Raw genomic sequence first — 17,693 nt, forward strand, 5'->3', positions numbered from 1 at the left:
GCCGCCGAGGAGGCGATCCTTCCGCTGCTGGCGGGTCGGGAGGAACGGATCGGGATCGCCGCCGTCAACGGGCCCACCTCGGTGGTGGTCTCCGGTGAGCGGGAGGCCGTCGAGGAGTTGGCGGGCACGCTCGCCGCGCAGGGCCGCAAGCTGCGCCGGCTCAACGTCAGCCATGCGTTCCACTCGCCGCTGATGGAGCCGATGTTGGCGCAGTTCCGGGCGGTGGCCGAGAAGGTGGAGTTCCGGCCGCCGTTGCTGCCGGTGGTCTCCAACGTGACCGGTGAGATCGCTGACCCGGACGAGTTGTGCAGTCCGGACTACTGGGTGCGGCACGTGCGCCAGGCCGTGCGCTTCGCCGACGGGGTGCGCGCCCTGCACGCCCAGGGCGTGCGCACCTTCCTGGAACTCGGCCCCGACGCCGTGCTCACGCCGCTGACCAGCGAGAGCCTCGGGCACGACCGCGACTGCACGGTCGTCGCCACCCTGCAACGGGACCGGGCCGAGCCGCGTGCCGTGGCGCTGGCGGCGGCCCGGCTGTACGTCCAGGGCCGGTCGCTCGACTGGAACGCGGTGCTGCCGGCCGGCGGGCGTCCGGTCGACCTGCCCGGCTACCCGTTCCGCCGTCGCCGGTACTGGCTGGACGCGCCCGCCAAGGCCGCCGCCGAGGACACCGGCTTCTGGCAGGCGGTGGACGGCAACGACCTCGCTGCCCTCGCGGCCGAGTTGGGCCTGCCCCGGGAGAGCCGGGCGGCGCTGGGCGAGATCGTCCCGGCGCTGGCCTCCTGGCGGCGGCACCGCCGCAGCTGGTACCGCGAGGTGTGGCGCCCGGTGCCCGAGCCCGCGGCCGCCACGCTCTCCGGGACCTGGCTGGTGGTCACCCCCGAGGCGGGCGGGGACGAGAAGCTGGTCGACGGGATCGTGGACTCCCTGACCCGGCACGGCGCGACGGCGCACCGGCTGAGCCCGGACGCACTGGACGAACTCGCCGTCCCGGCCAGCCCTCAGCTGGTCGGCCCGCAGCCGGTCAGCCCGCAGCCGGTCGGCGTGCTCTCGCTGCTCGCCGTCGGCACCGTGGGCGACGGGCCCGGGGCGGCGGCGCTCGCCGCGACCACGCGCCTGCTGGCCGCGCTGGAGTCCGCCGGGATCGACGCGCCGCTCTGGCTGGCCACCGCGGACGCGGTGGCCGCCGACCACCTGGACGAGCCGGCCGAAACCGTGGGCGGCGCGCTGTGGGGCCTGGGTCGCGCGGCGGCCGCGGGCAGCGGGCTGCATGCCGGCGGCCTGCTGGACCTGCCCGCCGTGCTGGACACCCGGGCGCGTCAGCGGCTGGCCGCCGTCCTGTCCGGAGCCAGCGGTGAGCGGGAGTTGGCGATCCGCGCCTCCGGCCTCTTCACCCGCCGCCTGGTCGAGGTGTCCACCGAGGGCCTCGGGACCGAGCGGTGGCGCCCGCACGGGACGGTCCTGGTGCACGGTGGCATGCAAGGGCTCGGTGCGGAGGTCGCCCGCTGGCTGGCCCGGGAGGGCGCCGAGGAACTGCTGCTGACGGGTGCTCAGGACGCTGCGGCCGAGCTGGTGGCTGAACTCGGCGCGCTGGGCTGCCGAGTGAGGACGTCGGCGGGCGCGGACCGGGAGACGCTGCCGGCGCTGACCGCCGTGTTCTGCGTCGGGACGCCCGGCCCGAGCGCGGCCGACGGCCTGGCCGAGGCCGCCGCCATCCGCACCCTGGACGAGCTCACCCGGGAGAGCGGCCTGGAGGTCTTCGCGGTCTTCACCGGCTTCGACGGCGTCCTGGGTGCCGCTGACCAAGCCGGCACCGCCACCCTGGCCGTGCTGGCCGACACCCTGGTCCGGCGGCGCTGCCGGGCCGGACTGCCGGGCACCGCCCTCGCCTGGGGACCGTGGGCCGCCGCCGCCGCCGCCGCCGGCTTGGCGCCGGGACTGCGCCCGCTGGTCCCCGGTGCGGTGCTGGGCCGGCTGCCGGTCCGCACGGCGCCGGGCACGCTGGTCGCCGCCGACATCGACTGGGACGCCTTCCCCGCCGGTCATGCGCGCTTGCTGGCCGACCTGCCGGGCGCCCGGCAGGCGGCGGTCGGCGGTACCGAGGGCCGCGATCCGGCCGCGCTGCGGGCCGGCCTGGCCGGGCTGTCGGCGGAGGCCGCCGAGCGAGCGCTGCTCGACCTGGTCGACTCGCACGTCGCCGCGGTGCTGGGCAGCACGCCGGCGGAGATCGACGGCACCAGGAACTTCCTGGAGCTGGGGTTCACCTCGCTGACCGTCCTCGAACTGGGCAACGGCCTACAGGACGCACTCGGCATCGAGGTCGAGCCCCGCACGGTGTTCGAGCACCCCACCCCCGAGGCGCTCGCCGCCTACCTGCTCGGCCGACTCGCCGGCTGAGCACCCCGGGCCGGTCCGGGATCCGCCCGGCCGGCACAGTGAAGGAGCCTTGTACGAATGGACGTTGACGTCGACATCGACCGCGATGCCTGCGTGGGCGCCGGTCAGTGCACGCTGACCGCGCCGAGCCTGTTCGACCAGGACGAGGACGACGGGCTGGTCGTCCTGCTGCGCCGTCCCGAGGCGGCGGACCGGACCAAGCTGAGGGAGGTCGTCTCGATGTGCCCGGCCAGGGCGCTGCGGATCCGGGAGAGCTGAGCTGGGCGGGCCGGCGGTGGTGCCGGGACTCGTTGACAAGCGGAGAGACCGCCCCGTATCGTCCAATCGGGGCGCTCGTTCCGATACGGCTGCCTGGAGCCCAACTGCTGATCGCTGAGCTGGAGTCGGTCATGACGGAGCAGAGCCAAGCCACTTCGACCGCGCGTGAGGTGGTCGAACGCTTCCTCGACGCCGCACTGGACCCCGCCGGGAGCAAGCTGGCCGATCTGCCCGATCGTCGCCTCGAAGGCCCTGGGTATGCTCCCCAAGCTCCTCGAGCTGCTCGCGGCCGACAGCGTGAACGATAACGCGTAGTGGTCGCAGGGCGGTTGGCGTCGACGGTAGTACCGCCCGGGGGTGGCGGCCGTCGGCGCCAACTGTCGTTCGGCCCCAGCGCCTGGGCCGGCGTGCACGGTGGCGAGGTGCCGCAAGGCGCCGTCCTCGCCGGGCTCACGGGGCCCGGCGAGCCGTGTACTAGCCTGTGACGTGCCAATCCGGCTGCAGTGATCACCGCGGGAGCCGCGCCTGACCGGCCACGATCCGAGGAGGACCAGAGTGAACGCGCAGTCGACACCCCCGATGAGAGCGGACGCCCGGCGCAATCGGGCGCGCGTGCTGAAGGCGGCTCAGGAGGCCTTCGCCGCTGACGGCCTGCTGGTCCCGCTGGACGAGATCGCTCGGCGGGCGGGGGTCGGTGCCGGAACGGTCTACCGGCACTTCCCGACCAAGGAAGCGCTCTTCGACGCGGTCATTCTGCATCGGATGCAGAGCCTGGTGGAGGAAGCCCGGGAGCTGGCCCTCGCCGGGCGGGACGACCAGGCGCTCTTCGACTTCGTCATCCACCTGACTCGGGAGAGTGCGGCGAAGAAGGACCTGATCGACGCGCTCGCGGGTGCGGGCATCGACGTCACGGCGAACCTGGCCGAGGTGAACCGCGAGTTGCGGTCCGCGATCGCGGAACTGTTGTCGAGAGGTCAGCAGATCGGTGCGGTTCGCTCGGACGTCGACATCAACGACCTGATGGCGCTGCTGCGGGGCGTCTTCCTCGCCATCCACCAGGAGAGCGACGACAAGCAACTGGCGGACCGGGTGCTGAGCGTCATGTGTGACGGCCTGCGGGCAGCCGCGAGCGGGAGCTCTGACCGTCCGGCTCGCTGACCGCGGCTCCGGCCCGGCTCAGGGGGTGCCGACGCGGTTGCCGTGGCGCTGCCGGTGGGCCTTCTGGCGGCAGGCCGCGCCGCAGAAGCGGGCGCGCCGTCCGGTGGGTGCCAGCCGCAGTGGGCGGCCGCACACCTCGCAGTGAACGGCGCCCACCGGTCCGCCGGCCGGGGTTTCGTTCCACCGACCGGGCTCGGCTCCACTTCCGGTTTCGTTATGAAACGTTTCGCTACTCAGGTGGTCGGAGCCGCCGCTTTCGTTATGGAACGCCGCGCTGCCCGGGTGGTTCGTGACAAGCGGCCGGGAGCCCGGCGGGTCGGCCCGCAGGATGGCGCTGTGCAGGGCGGCCAGGCGGCCGGGGCGCGCGCTGTCGGCCCGGACCCGCTCGGTGGTCGCCGCGCCCACCACCAGGGCGCGCACGTCGGCCGCGTCGAGGTCGGCGCGGATCGCGCCGGTGGCCTGGGCGCGGGCCAGCAACTCGCCGAGCGCGGCCAGGAAGTCCCGCTCGGCCTCCGGGTCGCTGCGCAGGCCCGGATCGCCGTCGAGCGACTCGAGCCCCTCGCAGAGCGCTTTGTTGAGCATGGCCTGCTCGGTCATCCGGCGGAAGAAGTCGAGCAGTGCCTGCGCCGGGTCGCCGGCCTGCGACTGCCGGCGGGCCTCGTCGGTCAGCAGGCGGATCCCGTCGGCGAGGACGGCACGGAAGAGGTCGTTCTTGGTGGGGAAGTGCCGGTAGACCGTGCCGACTCCGACGCCCGCGTGCAGCGCCAGGTCGTCGAAGGAGACCCGCATGCCGTCGGCGGCCAGCAGCCGGTGGGCGACCGTCAGGATGTGCGCCCGGTTGCGCCGGGCGTCGGCCCGCTGGGACCCCACCGGCGCGGGCGTGGTGCTGCCGGATGTCATACCGCCTCCTCGGGCCGGTCAGGGTGTGACCGCTTGACATCCGGAGGATCCTCTCCGTATTGTCAAGCGGAGTTGTTCCTCAAGTTTTCCACCGGTCCTGGGCCCGGGGCAACCGGGTGCAGGCAGCTATCTGGGAGTGTTTCGTGACTGAAGCGACCAACGGCTCGGCGGCGACCCCTGTGGAGGTCGTCGAGCGGCTGCGCAAGGCCATGGAGGTCAAGGACCGGGCGGCGTTCGTCGACGAGTTCGCCGCCGACGGTGTGTACGAGCTGCCCTTCTCGCTCGCCGGCGCCCCCTCGACGTACACGGGGATCGACGAGGTCCGCGCGCTGCTGGTGCGGGACAACCCGATGTCGAAGGTGATGGAGTTCAACCGGGTCTCGGCCGAGGTGCACCAGAGCACCGACCCCGAGGTGGTGACCGTCGAGTTCACCATCGACGGCAAGAACAACAGCAGCGGGGAGTCGTTCACCTTCCTGTCGTCGGTCGGCGTGATCCGGGTGCGCGACGGCAAGATCGTGCACTACCGGGACTACCCCAGCATGCTGCGCGGCGCGCAGGTCGCCGGGATGCTCAAGCCGTTCGCCGAGTCGCTCGCGAAGTAAGCCCAGGCACCGGACCCGGGAGACAGCACAACGGCCGCCGAGAAGTTCGGCGGCCGTTGTGCTGTTCGGGGTCCGGGACCCGGCCGGGGTCAGCCGAGCCCTGGACCGTCCCACTGGGGGTCGCGGCCGCTGCAGGCCAGTGCGCGGTCGAGCGCCGAGGCCGTGGCGGGGACGGTGACCGGCGGGCCGAACATGCGCATCGCCCGGGTCTCGTCCGCGGTGGCCAGGATGATCCGGTTGGCGTGGTCGGCGACCGCGTCCGTGACCTGGAACTCCTGCCCGGTGGCGCGGGCCAGATCCCAGCCGTGCACCGCCAGTTCGACCAGCGTCTTCTCGCCGATGACCGCCGCCGGCACGGTGGCCGGGCCGAGGGTGGCCGTGCCCTCCCAGGCCGAGTCGCTCGCCCAGGCCCGGTCGATCCGGTCGAGCCAGCCGAGGTAGTCCGCCTGCCAGTCGCCACCGGTGTGGTCGTCGCGGCCCTCGGCCGCCCGGTCGATGACAGCGGTCTTGTGCAGGCCAACTCCCTCGATGATCGGTGCCCAGAAGAGCAGATGGTTGACCAGGCCGCGCACGTCGTACTCGGCGCAGGGCGTCGCCGCGGACAGCCGGGCGGGGTCGACCGAGCCCACCACCGTGGCCATGCGGGCGACGGCGTCGGACAGCGGTTGGTGCAGGTTCACTGATGCTCCCTGAGATCCGGGATGGGCCTCGTCCGGAACGGACGGGGCCGATGAACGTGGTTCGTCGGCCGGACGTGGTTCGTCGGCGTCACCAGGCGACCGGGAGGGTGTGCACACCCTGAACGTCCCCGGCGCCGCGCACCGGGAGGCTCGCGAAGGGTTCGGCCAGGCGCAGCGTGGGGATCCGCCGGAACAGCGCCTCCAGGGCGACCTCGATCTCCAGCCGGGCCAGGTTCTGGCCCAGGCACTGGTGGACGCCGTGGCTGAACGCCATGTGCGGCCGGGCGTCGCGCTGGATGTCCAGGCTGTCCGGGTCGGGGAAGACCTTCTCGTCCCGGTTCACCAGCGTGCTCGACACCACGACGCCCTCACCGGCGCGAATGGTCTGGCCGGCGATCTCGATGTCCGCCGTCACCACCCGCATGGCGGCGACGTCGGTGATCGCCAGGAGGCGCAGCAGCTCGTCCACCGCGCCCGGGAGCTTCGTGGGGTCGGCGCGCAGGATCGCGAGCTGTTCGGGGTGCTCCAGCAGCGCGGCGACGCTCAGCGAGATCATCGAAGCGGTGGTCTGGTGCCCGGCGACCAGCAGCAGCATGGCCATCTGGACCAACTCGTGGTGGGCGAGGGCGCCGCTGCCGACCTGCTCGACGGCGAGTCGGCCGATCACCCCCTCGTTCTCCCCGCTCGACTCCTGCTGCTTGGAGATCAGCTCGTTCAGGTAGCCGGCCAGCTTCGCCCCGGCGGCCTTGGAGCCCTCGGGGGTGGTGGCCTGGACCATCTGCAGGCTGTGCTCCTCGAAGAACGCGTGGTCCTCATAGGGCACGCCGAGCAGGTCGCTGATCACGATGGCCGGCACCGGCAGGGCGAACTCGGTCACCAGGTCGACTGGTTGCCGCATCGCCAGCATCCTGTCGATGCACTCCTCGACGACCCGCTCGATGCCGGGCCGCATCGCGCGCATCCGCTTGACGCTGAAGTCCGGGATCAGCATGCGGCGGTGGACGGTGTGGGCGGGCGGGTCCATCCCGATGAAGGACGGCGGCTGCGCCTTCATCCCCTCCATCCGGGGCGCGACGAACGGGTAGCCGTCGGCGCGCGAGTTGGCCGACAGCCGGGAGTCGGTGAGCAGTTGGCGCGCCTCGGCGTGGCCGGTCACCAGCCATGCCGAGGTCCCGTTGTAGAGCGTCACCCGCTGCAGCGGCGCGTCGTCGGCCCGGTTCGCGAAGCCCTTCGGCGGTTGGAAGGGGCAGGTCCGTGCCTCGGGGAAGGCGCGGCCCCCGGAGTGGGCCGTTGAGGTGGTCACCTCGACCATGAAGTCTCCTAGAGCGATTGGAGCGAGCGGAGCGGTTGGACAGAACGAAGGGAGCGGAGGAAGGCCGAACGGCGCCGGACGTCAGTCGATGGCCTGGCCGAACTGGAAGAAGCGGTACGGGTCGTACTGGGCCTTGGTCGCGACGAGCCGGGGGTAGTTCTCGGCGTAGTAGGCGGTGCGCCAGTCCGGCAGAGCGGTGTCGGGGTAGTTCTGGTACGTCTCGTGGTTGGAGTAGGCGTCGATGACCGCGAAACCGTTCGCCGCCCAGGCCTCGGCCGCGGCCTGGTCGCCGGGGGTCGGCGTGCCGGTCGGCAGCGAGTCGGCCATCAGCAGCAGGAACTGGGTGTCCCGGTGCACGTAGGCGGTGTCGGTCCTGGCCGGGTCGTTGGCCGCGCCGCCGAGCGCCGCGAAGTTGACGGTCCGGCCGTGACCGGCGGCCCGGGCCGAGTCGAACGCTGCCAGGATCTGCGCCACCCCGGTCTGGGGTATCCGGTTGCTCACCATCCGGCTGCGGGCGAGCAGGTAGTTGCCCCGGGCCAGTTGGCCCCCGGAGGTGGCGCCGATCGTGTGGCACTGCTCGACGCTCATGGTCGAGCAACCGTAGGTGGTCAGCATCGCGTCGTGGTACGAGTAGGCGGTGGCGGACCTGGTGGCGGGGGCCGCGCCGGCGAGTGAGACCAGCTGATCCAGCACCGCGCCGAGCGCGTTCGGATCCCCGGACCACGCTCCGGCCACGATCGCCACCGGCACGTTGCCGGGGGCGGCATCGGAGAGCGCCACGGTCAGGTTGCTGGCCAACTCCCGTGGGCCGCCGATGATCCAGTCCTGCCAGGCGCCCATGACCGCGGCGGCGTTCGCCCAGGGCCAGGTCAGGGTGAACAGGCTCAACTGGGTGACGGCCACCGGGCTCAGCTCGAACCGGGTCACCACACCGAAGTTCCCGCCGCCACCGCCGCGCAGCGCCCAGTAGAGGTCGGGCTCCTGGTTGGCGGAGCAGACCACGGTGGTCCCGTCGGCCAGCACCACCTCGGCGGAGACGATGCGGTCGCAGCCCATGCCGTAGTGCCGGGTCAGCAGGCCGAAGCCGCCGCCCTGCAAGAACCCGGCCACGCCGACCGTAGGGCACGAACCGCCTGGCACGGCCAGCCCGAGCGGTGCCAACTGGGTGGTCACGTCCACTAGTTGAGCACCGGATCCGACGCTCACCGTCGCCCCGTCGGGCCGCACCGAGTTCAGCCGGGACACGTCGAGGACCAGGCCCGTGGTGGTGGAGTAGCCGGCCGGGCTGTGGCCGCCGCTGCGCGGCACCAGCGGGAGGCCGTTGTCCTGGGCGAAGCGTATGCAGGCGGCGACGTCCGCGGCCGACTGGCAGTAGGCGACGGCGCTCGGGTTCACCCCGTCGAACTCCGTCCAGTGCAGCTGCTTGGCCACGGCGTAGCCGGGATCGGCGGGCAGCACCAGCGTGCCGGTCAGTTGGCCGCTGAGGTTCCCCCAGGGGGCGGTGGCACGGCGCGCTCGCGGGGTGCTGAGCAGACCGGGAAGTCCTGGCGTCGCCAATGCGGTGACACCGGCTCCGGCGCGTAGAAACGACCTGCGGGCGATGGGCATCCGTACCTCCGGCTCTGCGGCTGCGACCTGTCTGCGGCCTCGCCCGGATCGGGCCGACGCCGCAGTCCGGCAGTCAGGATGGGGGGCTGCGCTAAACCGTGCCTAAACCTCCCGAAGGCCGGTGCCTGCGCTGTCCGGGTGGTGCCCGGCGTCCCGCCGTTGACCTGGGGCTTTAGCGGGCCTTTGGAGTCGGCTGCTGACGATGGGGCCCGCTGGAGTCCGAACCGGCTCGGCTGAGGCCTCAACGAGTAGGCCTTCAAAGAAGAGGCAGAGTATGGGTGTTGAGGTTGACAGGGATGTCTGCACGGGGGCCGGTCAGTGCACCATGATGGCCCCGCAGCTGTTCGACCAGGACGACGACGACGGTCTCGTGGTGCTGCTGCGGCAGCCGGGACCCGCTGATGAGGCGAACGTCAGGCAGGCGGTGTCCCTCTGCCCCTCCCGGGCGCTGCGGCTGCGCTAGGGCTGAAGCCCACGCCGGCGAGCGGGGCGGAAGACCACGCCGGCGAGCGGGGCGGAAGACCATTGACGACCGGGGCGAGGGCCCCGCATAATCCGTAACCGGGCCAGCCGTTCCGGTTATCTGCCGCAGGCTCACCGGCCCCCGACGAACAGAAATGCCGAGCAGGGGAACTGTCATGAGTGATGATCAGAAGGTCCTGACGCCCCTTGAGGTCGCCGAGGCGATCGCCAAGAGCGTGGTGACGAAGGTGATGCCCGACGTCTTCGCCGAGGACGCCGTGTACGTGCCGCGGTTCGCGCTTCCCGGTGCACCGCAGTCCATCGCGGGCAAGGACGCGATCCTCCAGTACTTCGCGGCGGCCAGTTCGAGCCCGGCCTCGGGGATCCTGAAGATCGAGGATCTGGAGCCGGCCTACTACCAGGGCAAGGACCCTGAGGTTGTGGTCATGGAGTTCACGATCAAGGGTGTGAACAACAACTCCGGCAAGCCCTTCGGCTTCAACTCCTCGATCGGCATGCTGCGCGTGCGCCACGGCCAGATTGTGGAGTGGCACGACTACCCGAACATGATCGCTGGTGCCACGGCCGCGGGCACGCTGCCCCAGCTGATCTCGGTCCTGGAGAAGATCGCCGCCCAGTAGCCGGCGCCGACTTCGACCGACCCATCTCGCACGGGCGGTCTCTGCGAGCACGTACCACGGCTCGCGGGGGCCGCCCGTACGTCTGGCGCCACGGTACGTCTGGTGCCACCGGGCGCCGGTGCCGCCGGCGCCCGGACCGTTGCCGGCCGCGGGGAACGGTTCCCCGTCCGGCTCGACTCACCCATCTCCGGAGGTATGCATGCACATCGCCCGAAGACACTTCATGCGCGCCGGCGCCGGGGCCGCCGTGGCGGTGCCCGCCGTGTTCGGTGCAACGCAGGCCAGGGCGGCGGCCCCGACCGCCCCCCAGGCCCCGACCGTCCCCCAGGCGGTCACGGACGACACCGTTGCGACGCCGCTCCAGGTGGCGCAGCAGATCGCCACCAGCGTGGTGACGAAGGTGATGCCCGACGTCTTCGCCGACAACGCCGTGTACCTGCCGAAGTTCGCGCTTCCCGGTGCGCCGCAGTGCATCGTGGGCAAGGACGCGATCCTCCAGTACTTCGCGGCTGCCAGCTCCAGCCCGGCGTCAAGTGCCCTGCAGATCCAGGAACTCGACCCGGTCTACTACCCGGGCAGCGACCCCGAGGTCGTGACGATGGAGTTCACCATCAAGGGTGTGAACACCACCACCGGCAAGCCCTTCGACTTCAACGCCTCGATCGGTGTGCTGCGCGTGCAGAACGGGCGGATCGTGGAGTGGCACGACTACTCCAACTCGATAGGCGGGGCCACGGCTGCCGGAATGCTTCCGCAGCTGATCGGGGCCCTGCAGACGATCGCCGCTCAGTAGCGCCCAAAGGGCGGGAGCAGTACGCGGGCGGTCCCGTGCGGTGGTGCTCGACCACCCCGGGGCCGCCCGCGCTGCCGCCGCGCCGCCGTCCGCGGCTTGGGCTACTCGGCGCTCGACGTGCTCACGGTCGCGGGTGTCGGAGCGCTCGTGCCGGCGCTCTTCGCCGCCCGCCGGGGCAGCAGCAGCGCCGGGACCAGGGAGAGCACGGCGAAGGCGATCGTCCACAGGAAGGTGGTGCCGAACGCCGTGGCGCGCCCGGCCGGGTCCGCCGCGTGATCGGCGATCTGGCCCTGTAGGACGACAGCGAGCAGGGCGGTGCCGAACGACCCGCCCACCTGCTGCACGATCCGGGTGGCGCTGCTGGCATGCGGCACGAGCGAGGGCTGCATGCTCTGGAAGGCCGAGGCCATGACCGAGACGGTGGCCGCCCCGAGACCGGCGCCGCGCACGACCAGGCAGAGGTCGAGGAGCACGTTGTTCGCGTGCGGCTGGCCCAGGGCGAAGGGCACGGTGCCCAAGGCCGTGACGGCCATGCCGACCAGCACCACCGGCCGCGGGCCGAGCCGGTCGGTCAACCGCCCGGCCAGTCCCCGGGTCAGGATGCCGCCGATGCCCTGCGGAACCAGCAGCAGACCGGTGGTCAGCGCCGAGTAGCCGCGCAACTGCTGGTAGTAGAGCGGCAGCAGCATCAGCACGCCGTAGAGCGACAGGCCGGAGATGAAGAGCAGCACGGCCGCGCCGGTGAACGAGCGGATCCTGAACAGCCGTACGTCGACCACCGGTTCCTCGGTGCGCAGCGCGTGTCGGGCGAACACCGCCAGCAGCGCCGCGCCGGCCAGCAGGGGGGCGAGCACCTGGAGACGACCGAAGCCGCCGTGCCCGCTGATCTGGGAGAGCCCGAAGAGGAGGGCGGCCAGCGCGGGGGAGAGCAGTAGCAGACCGCGGACGTCCAGCGGCTTGCTGCTGCGCGCCGTGGACCGGGGCAGTCCGCGCCAGGCCAGGTACATGGCGATGAGGCAGATCGGGACGTTGATGTAGAAGATCCAGCGCCAGCTCAGATTGCTGATGATCAGCCCGCCGACGAACGGCCCGAGGATCGGCACGATCATGGCGGGCATGCCGACGACGGCCATCACCCGTCCGATCCGCTGCGGACCGGCGGCCTGGACCAGCAGGGTCTGCATGATCGGGACCAGCAGGCCGCCGCCGACACCTTGCAGGATCCGGAACGCGATCAGGCTGCCGATGTCCCACGACAGACCGGACAGCACCGAGCCGAGCAGGAACACGGCCAGCGAGAACAGCCACATCCGCTTGGCACCGAACCGGCCGACGGCCCAGGTGGTCAACGGGATGACCATGCCCAGAGCGAGCAGGTAGCCGGTGTTCACCCACTGGATCATCGACACCGGCACGTTCAGGGACTGCCGCATCGTGTCGATCGCCACGTTGACGACCGTGGTGTCCAGCAACGCCGCGCTGGTGCCGATGATGAGGATCCACATCAGCCTGCGCAGCTCCGGTTCGAGCCCGGTCGTCTTGTTCGCCCTCGCCATGCTTTCGCGCGCTCCTAGGTAGGCGACGTCGCTGACGGGTAGTCGGCCCGGGGGCGGACGCGGCTGGGGCCGTGGTCGGGTGACCGGGCAACTCCCGCAGAGGGCAGAGAGATTGGTGCCCCATCAGAAAAATACGGGGCGGCCGCCCCGGTTGTCAACGTCGCCCCGCGCTAGCCGGCGGCCGCCCGCACGCCCGGCTGCGGCTCGTCCGGTCGTGACCGGTCCGGCTGTGGCATCTGGTCGGGTCGGGGGCCGGCGGGCTCGGCGCGCCGGCGCGGGATGCAGGCCGCACCGACGCCGCCCAGCGCGACGACCGCGGCACCCACGAAGATCACCCAGCGCATCCCCCGGACGAACGCCTGCGCGGTGTCGACCGGTGACAGCAGGGTGGCGCGGAGCTTGTACAGGTCGCTGGTGTCGACGAAGTGGGCGTGGAAGACCGTGGTCAGCACGGCGATCCCGAGCGCTCCGCCGACCTCGCGGATGGTGTTGTTCGCCCCGGACGCCTTGCCGGCCTCGTGCGGCTGCACCGAGCCCAACACCACCGCCATGGTCGGGGCGAACACCAGCCCCATGCCGACCCCCGCGGCCAGCAGGGCCGGCACCAGCGCGCCGTAGTCCAGGTCGAACCGGGCGACCCAGGCGATCCAGGCGAGCGCACCGGCCTGGAGCAGCAGACCCGCGGTCATCAGTCGTCCGCCGCCGATCCGGTCGATGAACGGTCCGACCAGTGGTGCGACCACCATGGGCATCGCCGTCCACGGCAGCGTGCGCAGTCCCGCGGCGAGCGGGGAGAAACCCAGCGGTCCCTGGAAGTACTGGGCCAGGAAGAAGATCGAGCCGAACACGCCGAAGAACATGGCCAGCGAAGCGACGTTGCTCAGCACGAAGGCCCGCACCCGGTAGAAGCGCAGCGGCAGCAGCGGTGCCTTGGCCACCCGCTCCCACAGCACGAACAGCACCAGCAGGGCGGCCGCGCCCGCGCCCCCCAGCACGACCACCGGGGAGGTCCAGCCGGCCCGGCCGGCCTGGACGATCACCCACACCGCCAGCGTCACGGCGCTGGTCACCAGCAGCATCCCGGGCAGGTCGAGGCTGGCGTCCCGCCCCTTGGACTCGGTGATCACCCGCAGCACCAGGCCGATCGCCACCACGGCGACCGGCACGTTCACCCAGAAGATCCACTGCCAGGACATGCCTTCGGTGACGGCACCGCCGACCAGCGGCCCGAGTGCCACGCCGAGACCGTTGACGCCACCCCACATGCCGATGGCGGCGCTGCGCCGGTTCGCCGGGGCGGCCTCGGCGACCAGGGTGAGCGACAGCGGCTGCACCGCTGCCGCCCCGACGCCCTGGAGCACCCGGGCCGCCACCAGGGTCGCCACCGAGTGCGACAGCGCGCAGCCGATCGAACCCGCGGCGAACAGGGTGATCCCGCAGAGGAAGACCGTCCGCCGCCCGTAACGGTCGCCGAGCGCCGCGGCGGTGAGCAGCAGGCCGGCGAACGCGAGGATGTAGCCGTTCACCACCCACTGCAGCTGGGCCACGTCGGTCGACAGGTCACGGCTGATCTCGGGCAGCGCGTTGGTGACGACGAGGTTGTTCAGGGAGACCATCAGCATGGGCAGCGACGCGGCCAGGAAGGCCAGCGCGGTGCGCGCTCGTCCGGTCATTTCCGCTCCGATCAGTGTCTGGTCAGCCGAACATCCCGGTGGGGCACATCTGGATCTCGGCGCTGAACTCCCGGCCCGGCTGCACGGTTCGGAAGGTGAGGCGGCCCGCCTTGTTGTGGAACACCCCGGTGGCGCCGATGGTGGGGATGTACTGCGAGCCGCCCGCCGTCGCATCGGTGAGGTCGTAGAACCCCTGGGCTTGCACCGTCCCGTCGTCGAAGACGATCTGTTCGTCGGCGTAGGCCAGCAGGTGGCCGTCGGACTGGCGCAACTGCACGCCGCCGGCGCCGTAGACGGTCGCGGCGGGGCTGGTGCCGCCGTCGTAGAGCTCCCGCAGGTAGACCCCGCTGTCGCCGACACCGGGGGTACTTCCGCCGAGCGGACCCGCGACCTCGCCGATCTGCTGCTCGCGCAGGTTCTTCATGGTGATGCAGCCGGGGCGGGCCTGCGGCTCCGCCGCCCGGCTCCCGCACGACACCGTGCCGGCGGCGAGCGCCACGACGCCGAGCAGCACGGCCGCCCAGCGTCGTGGCGCACGGGGGCGCAGGCCCAGGGGCATGGGTTCCCTCTTCTCTGTCGGGCTGAGGTCGCGGGCCTCACCAGGTGACGGGCACCTCGTAGATGCCGTAGAAGGCCGCGTTGTGCTTGAACCGCAGTTGCTCCGCGGGAACGGTCAGCCGCAGGTCCGGGATGCGGCGGAACAGGGTGGTGTAGACGATCTCCAGTTCCAGCCGAGCCAGGCTCTGACCGAGGCACTGGTGGATGCCGTAGCCGAAGGCCATCTGACGGCGCGCATCCCGGTGGGCGTTGAACTCGGTCGGCTTCTCGAAGACCGTCTCGTCGTGATTGGCCGCCGAGTTGAGGGCGATCACCCCCGAGCCCTCGGGGATGACGACGCCGCCGATCTCGATGTCGGCCGTCGTCACCCGGCTGGTCGAGTAGTCGGCGATGCTGAAGTAGCGCAGCAACTCCTCGGCGACCTGCGGGGCGGTCTCCGGCCGGGCCTTGAAATCGGCCAGCACGTCCGGGTGTTCCAACAGGAAGACGGTGCCCAGCGAGATCATGTTGGCCGTGGTCTCGTGGCCCGCCACCAGGAGCGAATTGGTGAGACCGGTGAGCGTCTCCAGGTCGAAGATCTCCGCCTCCTGGTACTTCTTCACCAGCCGGCTGAGCAGGTCGTCCTGTGGCTGCGCCACCTTGCCGGCCACCAGGTCACGCAGGTAGCCGCGCAGCGCGCGCCAGGCAGTCATCCGCTCCTCGACCGAACTCTGGTGGTTGAGGATGACGTTGGTGCGCTGGTCGAACAACTCCCGGTCGTCGTAGGGCACCCCGAGCAGCTCGCAGATCACCCGTGACGGCACGGCCAGCGAGAGCGACTGGACCAGGTCGACCGGTCCGCCGGTGCGGAGCATCTCGTCCAGGCAGGAGTCGGTGATCTGCTGGATGTGCGGTGCCATCGCCGCGACCCGCTTGGTGGTGAACTCGTTGACCAGCATGCGCCGGTGAGTGGTGTGCTCCGGCGGGTCCATCCAGGTCAGCAGACCCTTCGCCTCCGCGCTCGACACCGGCTGGCGGGGCAGCATGGACGGGTAGGCCGGCAGGGTGCGATCGGCGCTGCCCCGCGGGTCGGCCAGGAACTCGCGGACCAGCTCGTAGCTGCTGAGCACCCAGGCGGTACTGCCGCTGGGCAGGGTGACCTGGGACACCGGCTGCTCGGCACGCAGTTCGGCGTATTGGGCGGGTGGCTGGAACGGGCACCCGCGGGCCATCGGAAAGTCTGGAAACGCGCCTGTGGTCTCGGTCAAGTCCCTCTCCTCTGCGCGAAGCTGTGGCGGCGGCAGCCCCGCAGAAGAGTTTCGAACGGGGCTAAAGGAAGACTTTCGCGCCGCTTAGGCACCCACTCCGGAAATGCGGGGGTGAGGATTTCGGGCTGCTGCCGCAGGCGTAAGGACGGCTTTAGCGTCGATGGCTAGCCTCCCGGCGGCAGCAGCCGTGATCCGGCCGCCGGGGGCGGGCGGACGCGGGAGGCAGACGACGGCGAGGGAAGGAAGGCCATGGCCTTCGGGTTTCGTTCACGCACTGGTCTGGCGGCGCTCGCCGCCCTGGTGGCGGCGCTTTCCACCGCCGCCGTACTGGTCGGGCCGACCAGCATCGATGCCGCCGCGGCCGGGGCGGCGGCGCCGGCCCCCGGGCAGACGTGCATCACCATGAAGGACATGACCGAGACGATCCTGGACGGCTCGGTTCGCGATCTCGGCGGCCCCTACCCGCACAGCATCGGCGGCAGTTCCACTTATCTGGACTACCTCTACGACTCTACGGGCAAGAAAGTCGCCACCCTGTACGGGAAGGCGAATGTCCCGCTGACGCTCCCGGGCGGGGACCTGGCCGAATTCTCCGACGAGCGGATCGAGTTCTCCGACGGTGTCATCGAGACGACGGGGTTCTACGACATCACCCAGGCCGAGACGGGGAGCTGGCAGTACCTGCCGGTGATCGGGGTGGAGGGGAAGTACCAGGGCATGATCGGGAAGCGCCATTTCCAGATCACCAAGATGGGCAAGTCCCTCAACGGGTGGATCGAGCTCTGCCCCGCCGGGCAGGCAGCCAGCCTGTCGAGCGGACCGGCGGCCCAGTGACCCGCCCGTTCTGACTCCCGGCGACCCGGGGTGCCGTGCTCGGTCTGTCCGGCCGAGGGCGCCCCGGGTCGCGGCCGTCGCGGCCCAGGGCCTGGGGAAGGTCCGCCTTAGAGCCGGTTAACCATCCCCGCTGAGCATGACGTGATGACGATCCGGGGAGGCACACCGTGACAGCAGGACTGACGGCGGACCGGCTCGGCGGCCCGAAGCCGGCCACCGCCTATCTGGCCTCCCGCCCCCTGGCGGACGGACGGCCCCGGCTCTTCTGCTTCCACCACGCGGGCGGCGGCGCCGCGGCCTACACCGCGCTGCGCCGGGCCCTGGCGCCGAGCGTCGAGGTCCTCAGGGTCCAACTGCCCGGCCGCGAGGGGCGGATCGGGGACCGGTTGCCCGGGACCATGGCCGAGCTGGTGGCCGAGCTCGACGAGCAGCTCGACCCGTACCTCAGCGGACCGTACGCCTGCTACGGCCACAGCATGGGCGCGCTGGTGGCGCACGACCTGCTGGCGGTCCGGCAGGCCAGAGGAGCCGAGCCGCCGCTGCGGCTGATCGCCGGCGCGTGCCGGGCGCCGCAGTTGCCGGCCGCGTTCGTGAGCGCCTACGCCGGGTCCGACGACCAACTGGTGCGCACCATGCTCGACATCGGCGGCCTGTCGCGGCAACTGCTCGACTACCCGGACTGGTTGGCCGCCGCAGTGGCGCTGACCCGAGGGGACCTGCGGCTCTGCGCGAGCCGCGACACCGCGCCCGGCGCACCGCTGTCCTGCCCGATCGAGATCTTCTACGGCGCCGCAGACCCGTTGGTGAGCGAGAGTGACGCGCTCGCCTGGCGGGAGCGCGCCGCCGCCGGCTTCCGGCTGCACCGCTTCGAGGGCGGGCACTTCTTCCACCTGGGCGCCGCGCGTGCGCGGTTCGCGGACCGGCTGGCCCGGCTGCTGACCGACCCGCCGGTACCGGCGCGGAACTCCGGCCTGGTGAGCGGAGTGTGACGAGCCCGGCGCCGAGCGCTGG

17 protein-coding genes are annotated in these 17,693 nt (G+C 71.7%); 9 read left to right on the plus strand and 8 right to left on the minus strand.

Annotated elements, in window-relative coordinates; all coding sequences use genetic code 11:
- The 3 genes from ABH937_RS17395 to ABH937_RS17405 form a co-directional block, all read left to right on the plus strand.
- The coding region (locus ABH937_RS17395) for an acyltransferase domain-containing protein (RefSeq protein ID WP_370218711.1) at positions 1-2,397 on the plus strand (2,397 nt) is incomplete at its 5' end.
- 57 nt (positions 2,398-2,454) lie between these two features.
- Complete coding sequence (locus ABH937_RS17400; RefSeq protein ID WP_370218712.1) at positions 2,455-2,655, plus strand: ferredoxin; 201 nt, start codon at positions 2,455-2,457, stop codon at positions 2,653-2,655.
- A gap of 555 nt (positions 2,656-3,210) precedes the next feature.
- Positions 3,211-3,813: a TetR/AcrR family transcriptional regulator gene (locus tag ABH937_RS17405; protein ID WP_370218713.1), complete on the plus strand. Its 603-nt coding sequence runs from the start codon at positions 3,211-3,213 to the stop codon at positions 3,811-3,813.
- 18 nt (positions 3,814-3,831) lie between these two features.
- Here the strand turns inward: ABH937_RS17405 and ABH937_RS17410 are convergent, their stop codons facing one another.
- Positions 3,832-4,713, minus strand: coding sequence for a TetR/AcrR family transcriptional regulator (locus ABH937_RS17410; protein WP_370218714.1), 882 nt, complete (start codon positions 4,711-4,713; stop codon positions 3,832-3,834).
- Between the two features lie 143 nt (positions 4,714-4,856).
- Here ABH937_RS17410 and ABH937_RS17415 point away from each other — a divergent pair, with 143 nt between their 5' ends.
- A complete protein-coding gene (locus ABH937_RS17415) occupies positions 4,857-5,318 on the plus strand; it encodes a nuclear transport factor 2 family protein (protein ID WP_280693835.1) in 462 nt (153 codons plus the stop codon).
- Positions 5,319-5,407: 89 nt separating this feature from the next.
- Here the strand turns inward: ABH937_RS17415 and ABH937_RS17420 are convergent, their stop codons facing one another.
- The 3 genes from ABH937_RS17420 to ABH937_RS17430 form a co-directional block, all read right to left on the minus strand.
- Positions 5,408-5,998 (minus strand): TIGR03086 family metal-binding protein, encoded by a 591-nt coding sequence (locus tag ABH937_RS17420; RefSeq protein WP_370218715.1) that lies wholly within the window; start codon positions 5,996-5,998, stop codon positions 5,408-5,410.
- Positions 5,999-6,086: 88 nt separating this feature from the next.
- A complete protein-coding gene (locus tag ABH937_RS17425; RefSeq protein ID WP_370218716.1) occupies positions 6,087-7,310 on the minus strand; it encodes a cytochrome P450 in 1,224 nt (407 codons plus the stop codon).
- Positions 7,311-7,391: 81 nt separating this feature from the next.
- Complete coding sequence (locus tag ABH937_RS17430; protein ID WP_280693832.1) at positions 7,392-8,918, minus strand: FAD-dependent oxidoreductase; 1,527 nt, start codon at positions 8,916-8,918, stop codon at positions 7,392-7,394.
- A gap of 274 nt (positions 8,919-9,192) precedes the next feature.
- Here ABH937_RS17430 and ABH937_RS17435 point away from each other — a divergent pair, with 274 nt between their 5' ends.
- From ABH937_RS17435 to ABH937_RS17445, 3 genes are all read left to right on the plus strand, one after another.
- Positions 9,193-9,381 (plus strand): ferredoxin, encoded by a 189-nt coding sequence (locus tag ABH937_RS17435; protein ID WP_280693831.1) that lies wholly within the window; start codon positions 9,193-9,195, stop codon positions 9,379-9,381.
- Positions 9,382-9,556: 175 nt separating this feature from the next.
- A complete protein-coding gene (locus tag ABH937_RS17440; protein WP_370218717.1) occupies positions 9,557-10,021 on the plus strand; it encodes a nuclear transport factor 2 family protein in 465 nt (154 codons plus the stop codon).
- Between the two features lie 199 nt (positions 10,022-10,220).
- Positions 10,221-10,814 carry a nuclear transport factor 2 family protein gene (locus tag ABH937_RS17445; protein ID WP_280693829.1) on the plus strand — a complete coding sequence of 198 codons (594 nt, stop codon included), beginning with the start codon at positions 10,221-10,223 and terminating at the stop codon, positions 10,812-10,814.
- Positions 10,815-10,915: 101 nt separating this feature from the next.
- Here the strand turns inward: ABH937_RS17445 and ABH937_RS17450 are convergent, their stop codons facing one another.
- The 4 genes from ABH937_RS17450 to ABH937_RS17465 form a co-directional block, all read right to left on the minus strand.
- Positions 10,916-12,370, minus strand: a complete 1,455-nt coding sequence (locus tag ABH937_RS17450) for an MDR family MFS transporter (RefSeq protein WP_280693828.1) — start codon at positions 12,368-12,370, stop codon at positions 10,916-10,918.
- 170 nt (positions 12,371-12,540) lie between these two features.
- On the minus strand, positions 12,541-14,043 hold the full coding sequence (locus tag ABH937_RS17455) for an MFS transporter (RefSeq protein ID WP_280693827.1): 1,503 nt from the start codon (positions 14,041-14,043) through the stop codon (positions 12,541-12,543).
- 22 nt (positions 14,044-14,065) lie between these two features.
- The gene (locus ABH937_RS17460; RefSeq protein WP_370218718.1) at positions 14,066-14,602 is read right to left on the minus strand and encodes a hypothetical protein; all 537 of its coding nucleotides are present in this window, start codon (positions 14,600-14,602) and stop codon (positions 14,066-14,068) included.
- A gap of 37 nt (positions 14,603-14,639) precedes the next feature.
- The gene (locus ABH937_RS17465) at positions 14,640-15,848 is read right to left on the minus strand and encodes a cytochrome P450 (protein WP_370218719.1); all 1,209 of its coding nucleotides are present in this window, start codon (positions 15,846-15,848) and stop codon (positions 14,640-14,642) included.
- 249 nt (positions 15,849-16,097) lie between these two features.
- Between ABH937_RS17465 and ABH937_RS17470 the strand changes: the two genes are divergently transcribed.
- Together ABH937_RS17470 and ABH937_RS17475 are read left to right on the plus strand one after the other, a co-directional pair.
- Positions 16,098-16,682 (plus strand): hypothetical protein, encoded by a 585-nt coding sequence (locus ABH937_RS17470; protein ID WP_370218720.1) that lies wholly within the window; start codon positions 16,098-16,100, stop codon positions 16,680-16,682.
- 167 nt (positions 16,683-16,849) lie between these two features.
- On the plus strand, positions 16,850-17,671 hold the full coding sequence (locus ABH937_RS17475) for a thioesterase II family protein (RefSeq protein WP_370218721.1): 822 nt from the start codon (positions 16,850-16,852) through the stop codon (positions 17,669-17,671).
- The last annotated feature ends 22 nt before the right edge of the window (positions 17,672-17,693 follow it).

The organism is Kitasatospora sp. GAS1066B, assembly GCF_041262605.1.
Taxonomy (GTDB): domain Bacteria; phylum Actinomycetota; class Actinomycetes; order Streptomycetales; family Streptomycetaceae; genus Kitasatospora.

Excerpts from the sequence above, each read along its gene's own strand:
- ABH937_RS17460 (WP_370218718.1), bottom strand. The coding sequence starts at position 14,602 with ATGCCCCTGGGCCTGCGCCCCCGTGCGCCACGACGCTGGGCGGCCGTG.
- ABH937_RS17445 (WP_280693829.1), top strand. The coding sequence starts at position 10,221 with ATGCACATCGCCCGAAGACACTTCATGCGCGCCGGCGCCGGGGCCGCC.
- ABH937_RS17470 (WP_370218720.1), top strand. The coding sequence starts at position 16,098 with ATGGCCTTCGGGTTTCGTTCACGCACTGGTCTGGCGGCGCTCGCCGCC.
- ABH937_RS17435 (WP_280693831.1), top strand. The coding sequence starts at position 9,193 with ATGGGTGTTGAGGTTGACAGGGATGTCTGCACGGGGGCCGGTCAGTGC.
- ABH937_RS17425 (WP_370218716.1), bottom strand. The coding sequence starts at position 7,310 with ATGGTCGAGGTGACCACCTCAACGGCCCACTCCGGGGGCCGCGCCTTC.
- ABH937_RS17430 (WP_280693832.1), bottom strand. The coding sequence starts at position 8,918 with ATGCCCATCGCCCGCAGGTCGTTTCTACGCGCCGGAGCCGGTGTCACC.
- ABH937_RS17440 (WP_370218717.1), top strand. The coding sequence starts at position 9,557 with ATGAGTGATGATCAGAAGGTCCTGACGCCCCTTGAGGTCGCCGAGGCG.
- ABH937_RS17450 (WP_280693828.1), bottom strand. The coding sequence starts at position 12,370 with ATGGCGAGGGCGAACAAGACGACCGGGCTCGAACCGGAGCTGCGCAGG.
- ABH937_RS17455 (WP_280693827.1), bottom strand. The coding sequence starts at position 14,043 with ATGACCGGACGAGCGCGCACCGCGCTGGCCTTCCTGGCCGCGTCGCTG.
- ABH937_RS17400 (WP_370218712.1), top strand. The coding sequence starts at position 2,455 with ATGGACGTTGACGTCGACATCGACCGCGATGCCTGCGTGGGCGCCGGT.
- ABH937_RS17410 (WP_370218714.1), bottom strand. The coding sequence starts at position 4,713 with ATGACATCCGGCAGCACCACGCCCGCGCCGGTGGGGTCCCAGCGGGCC.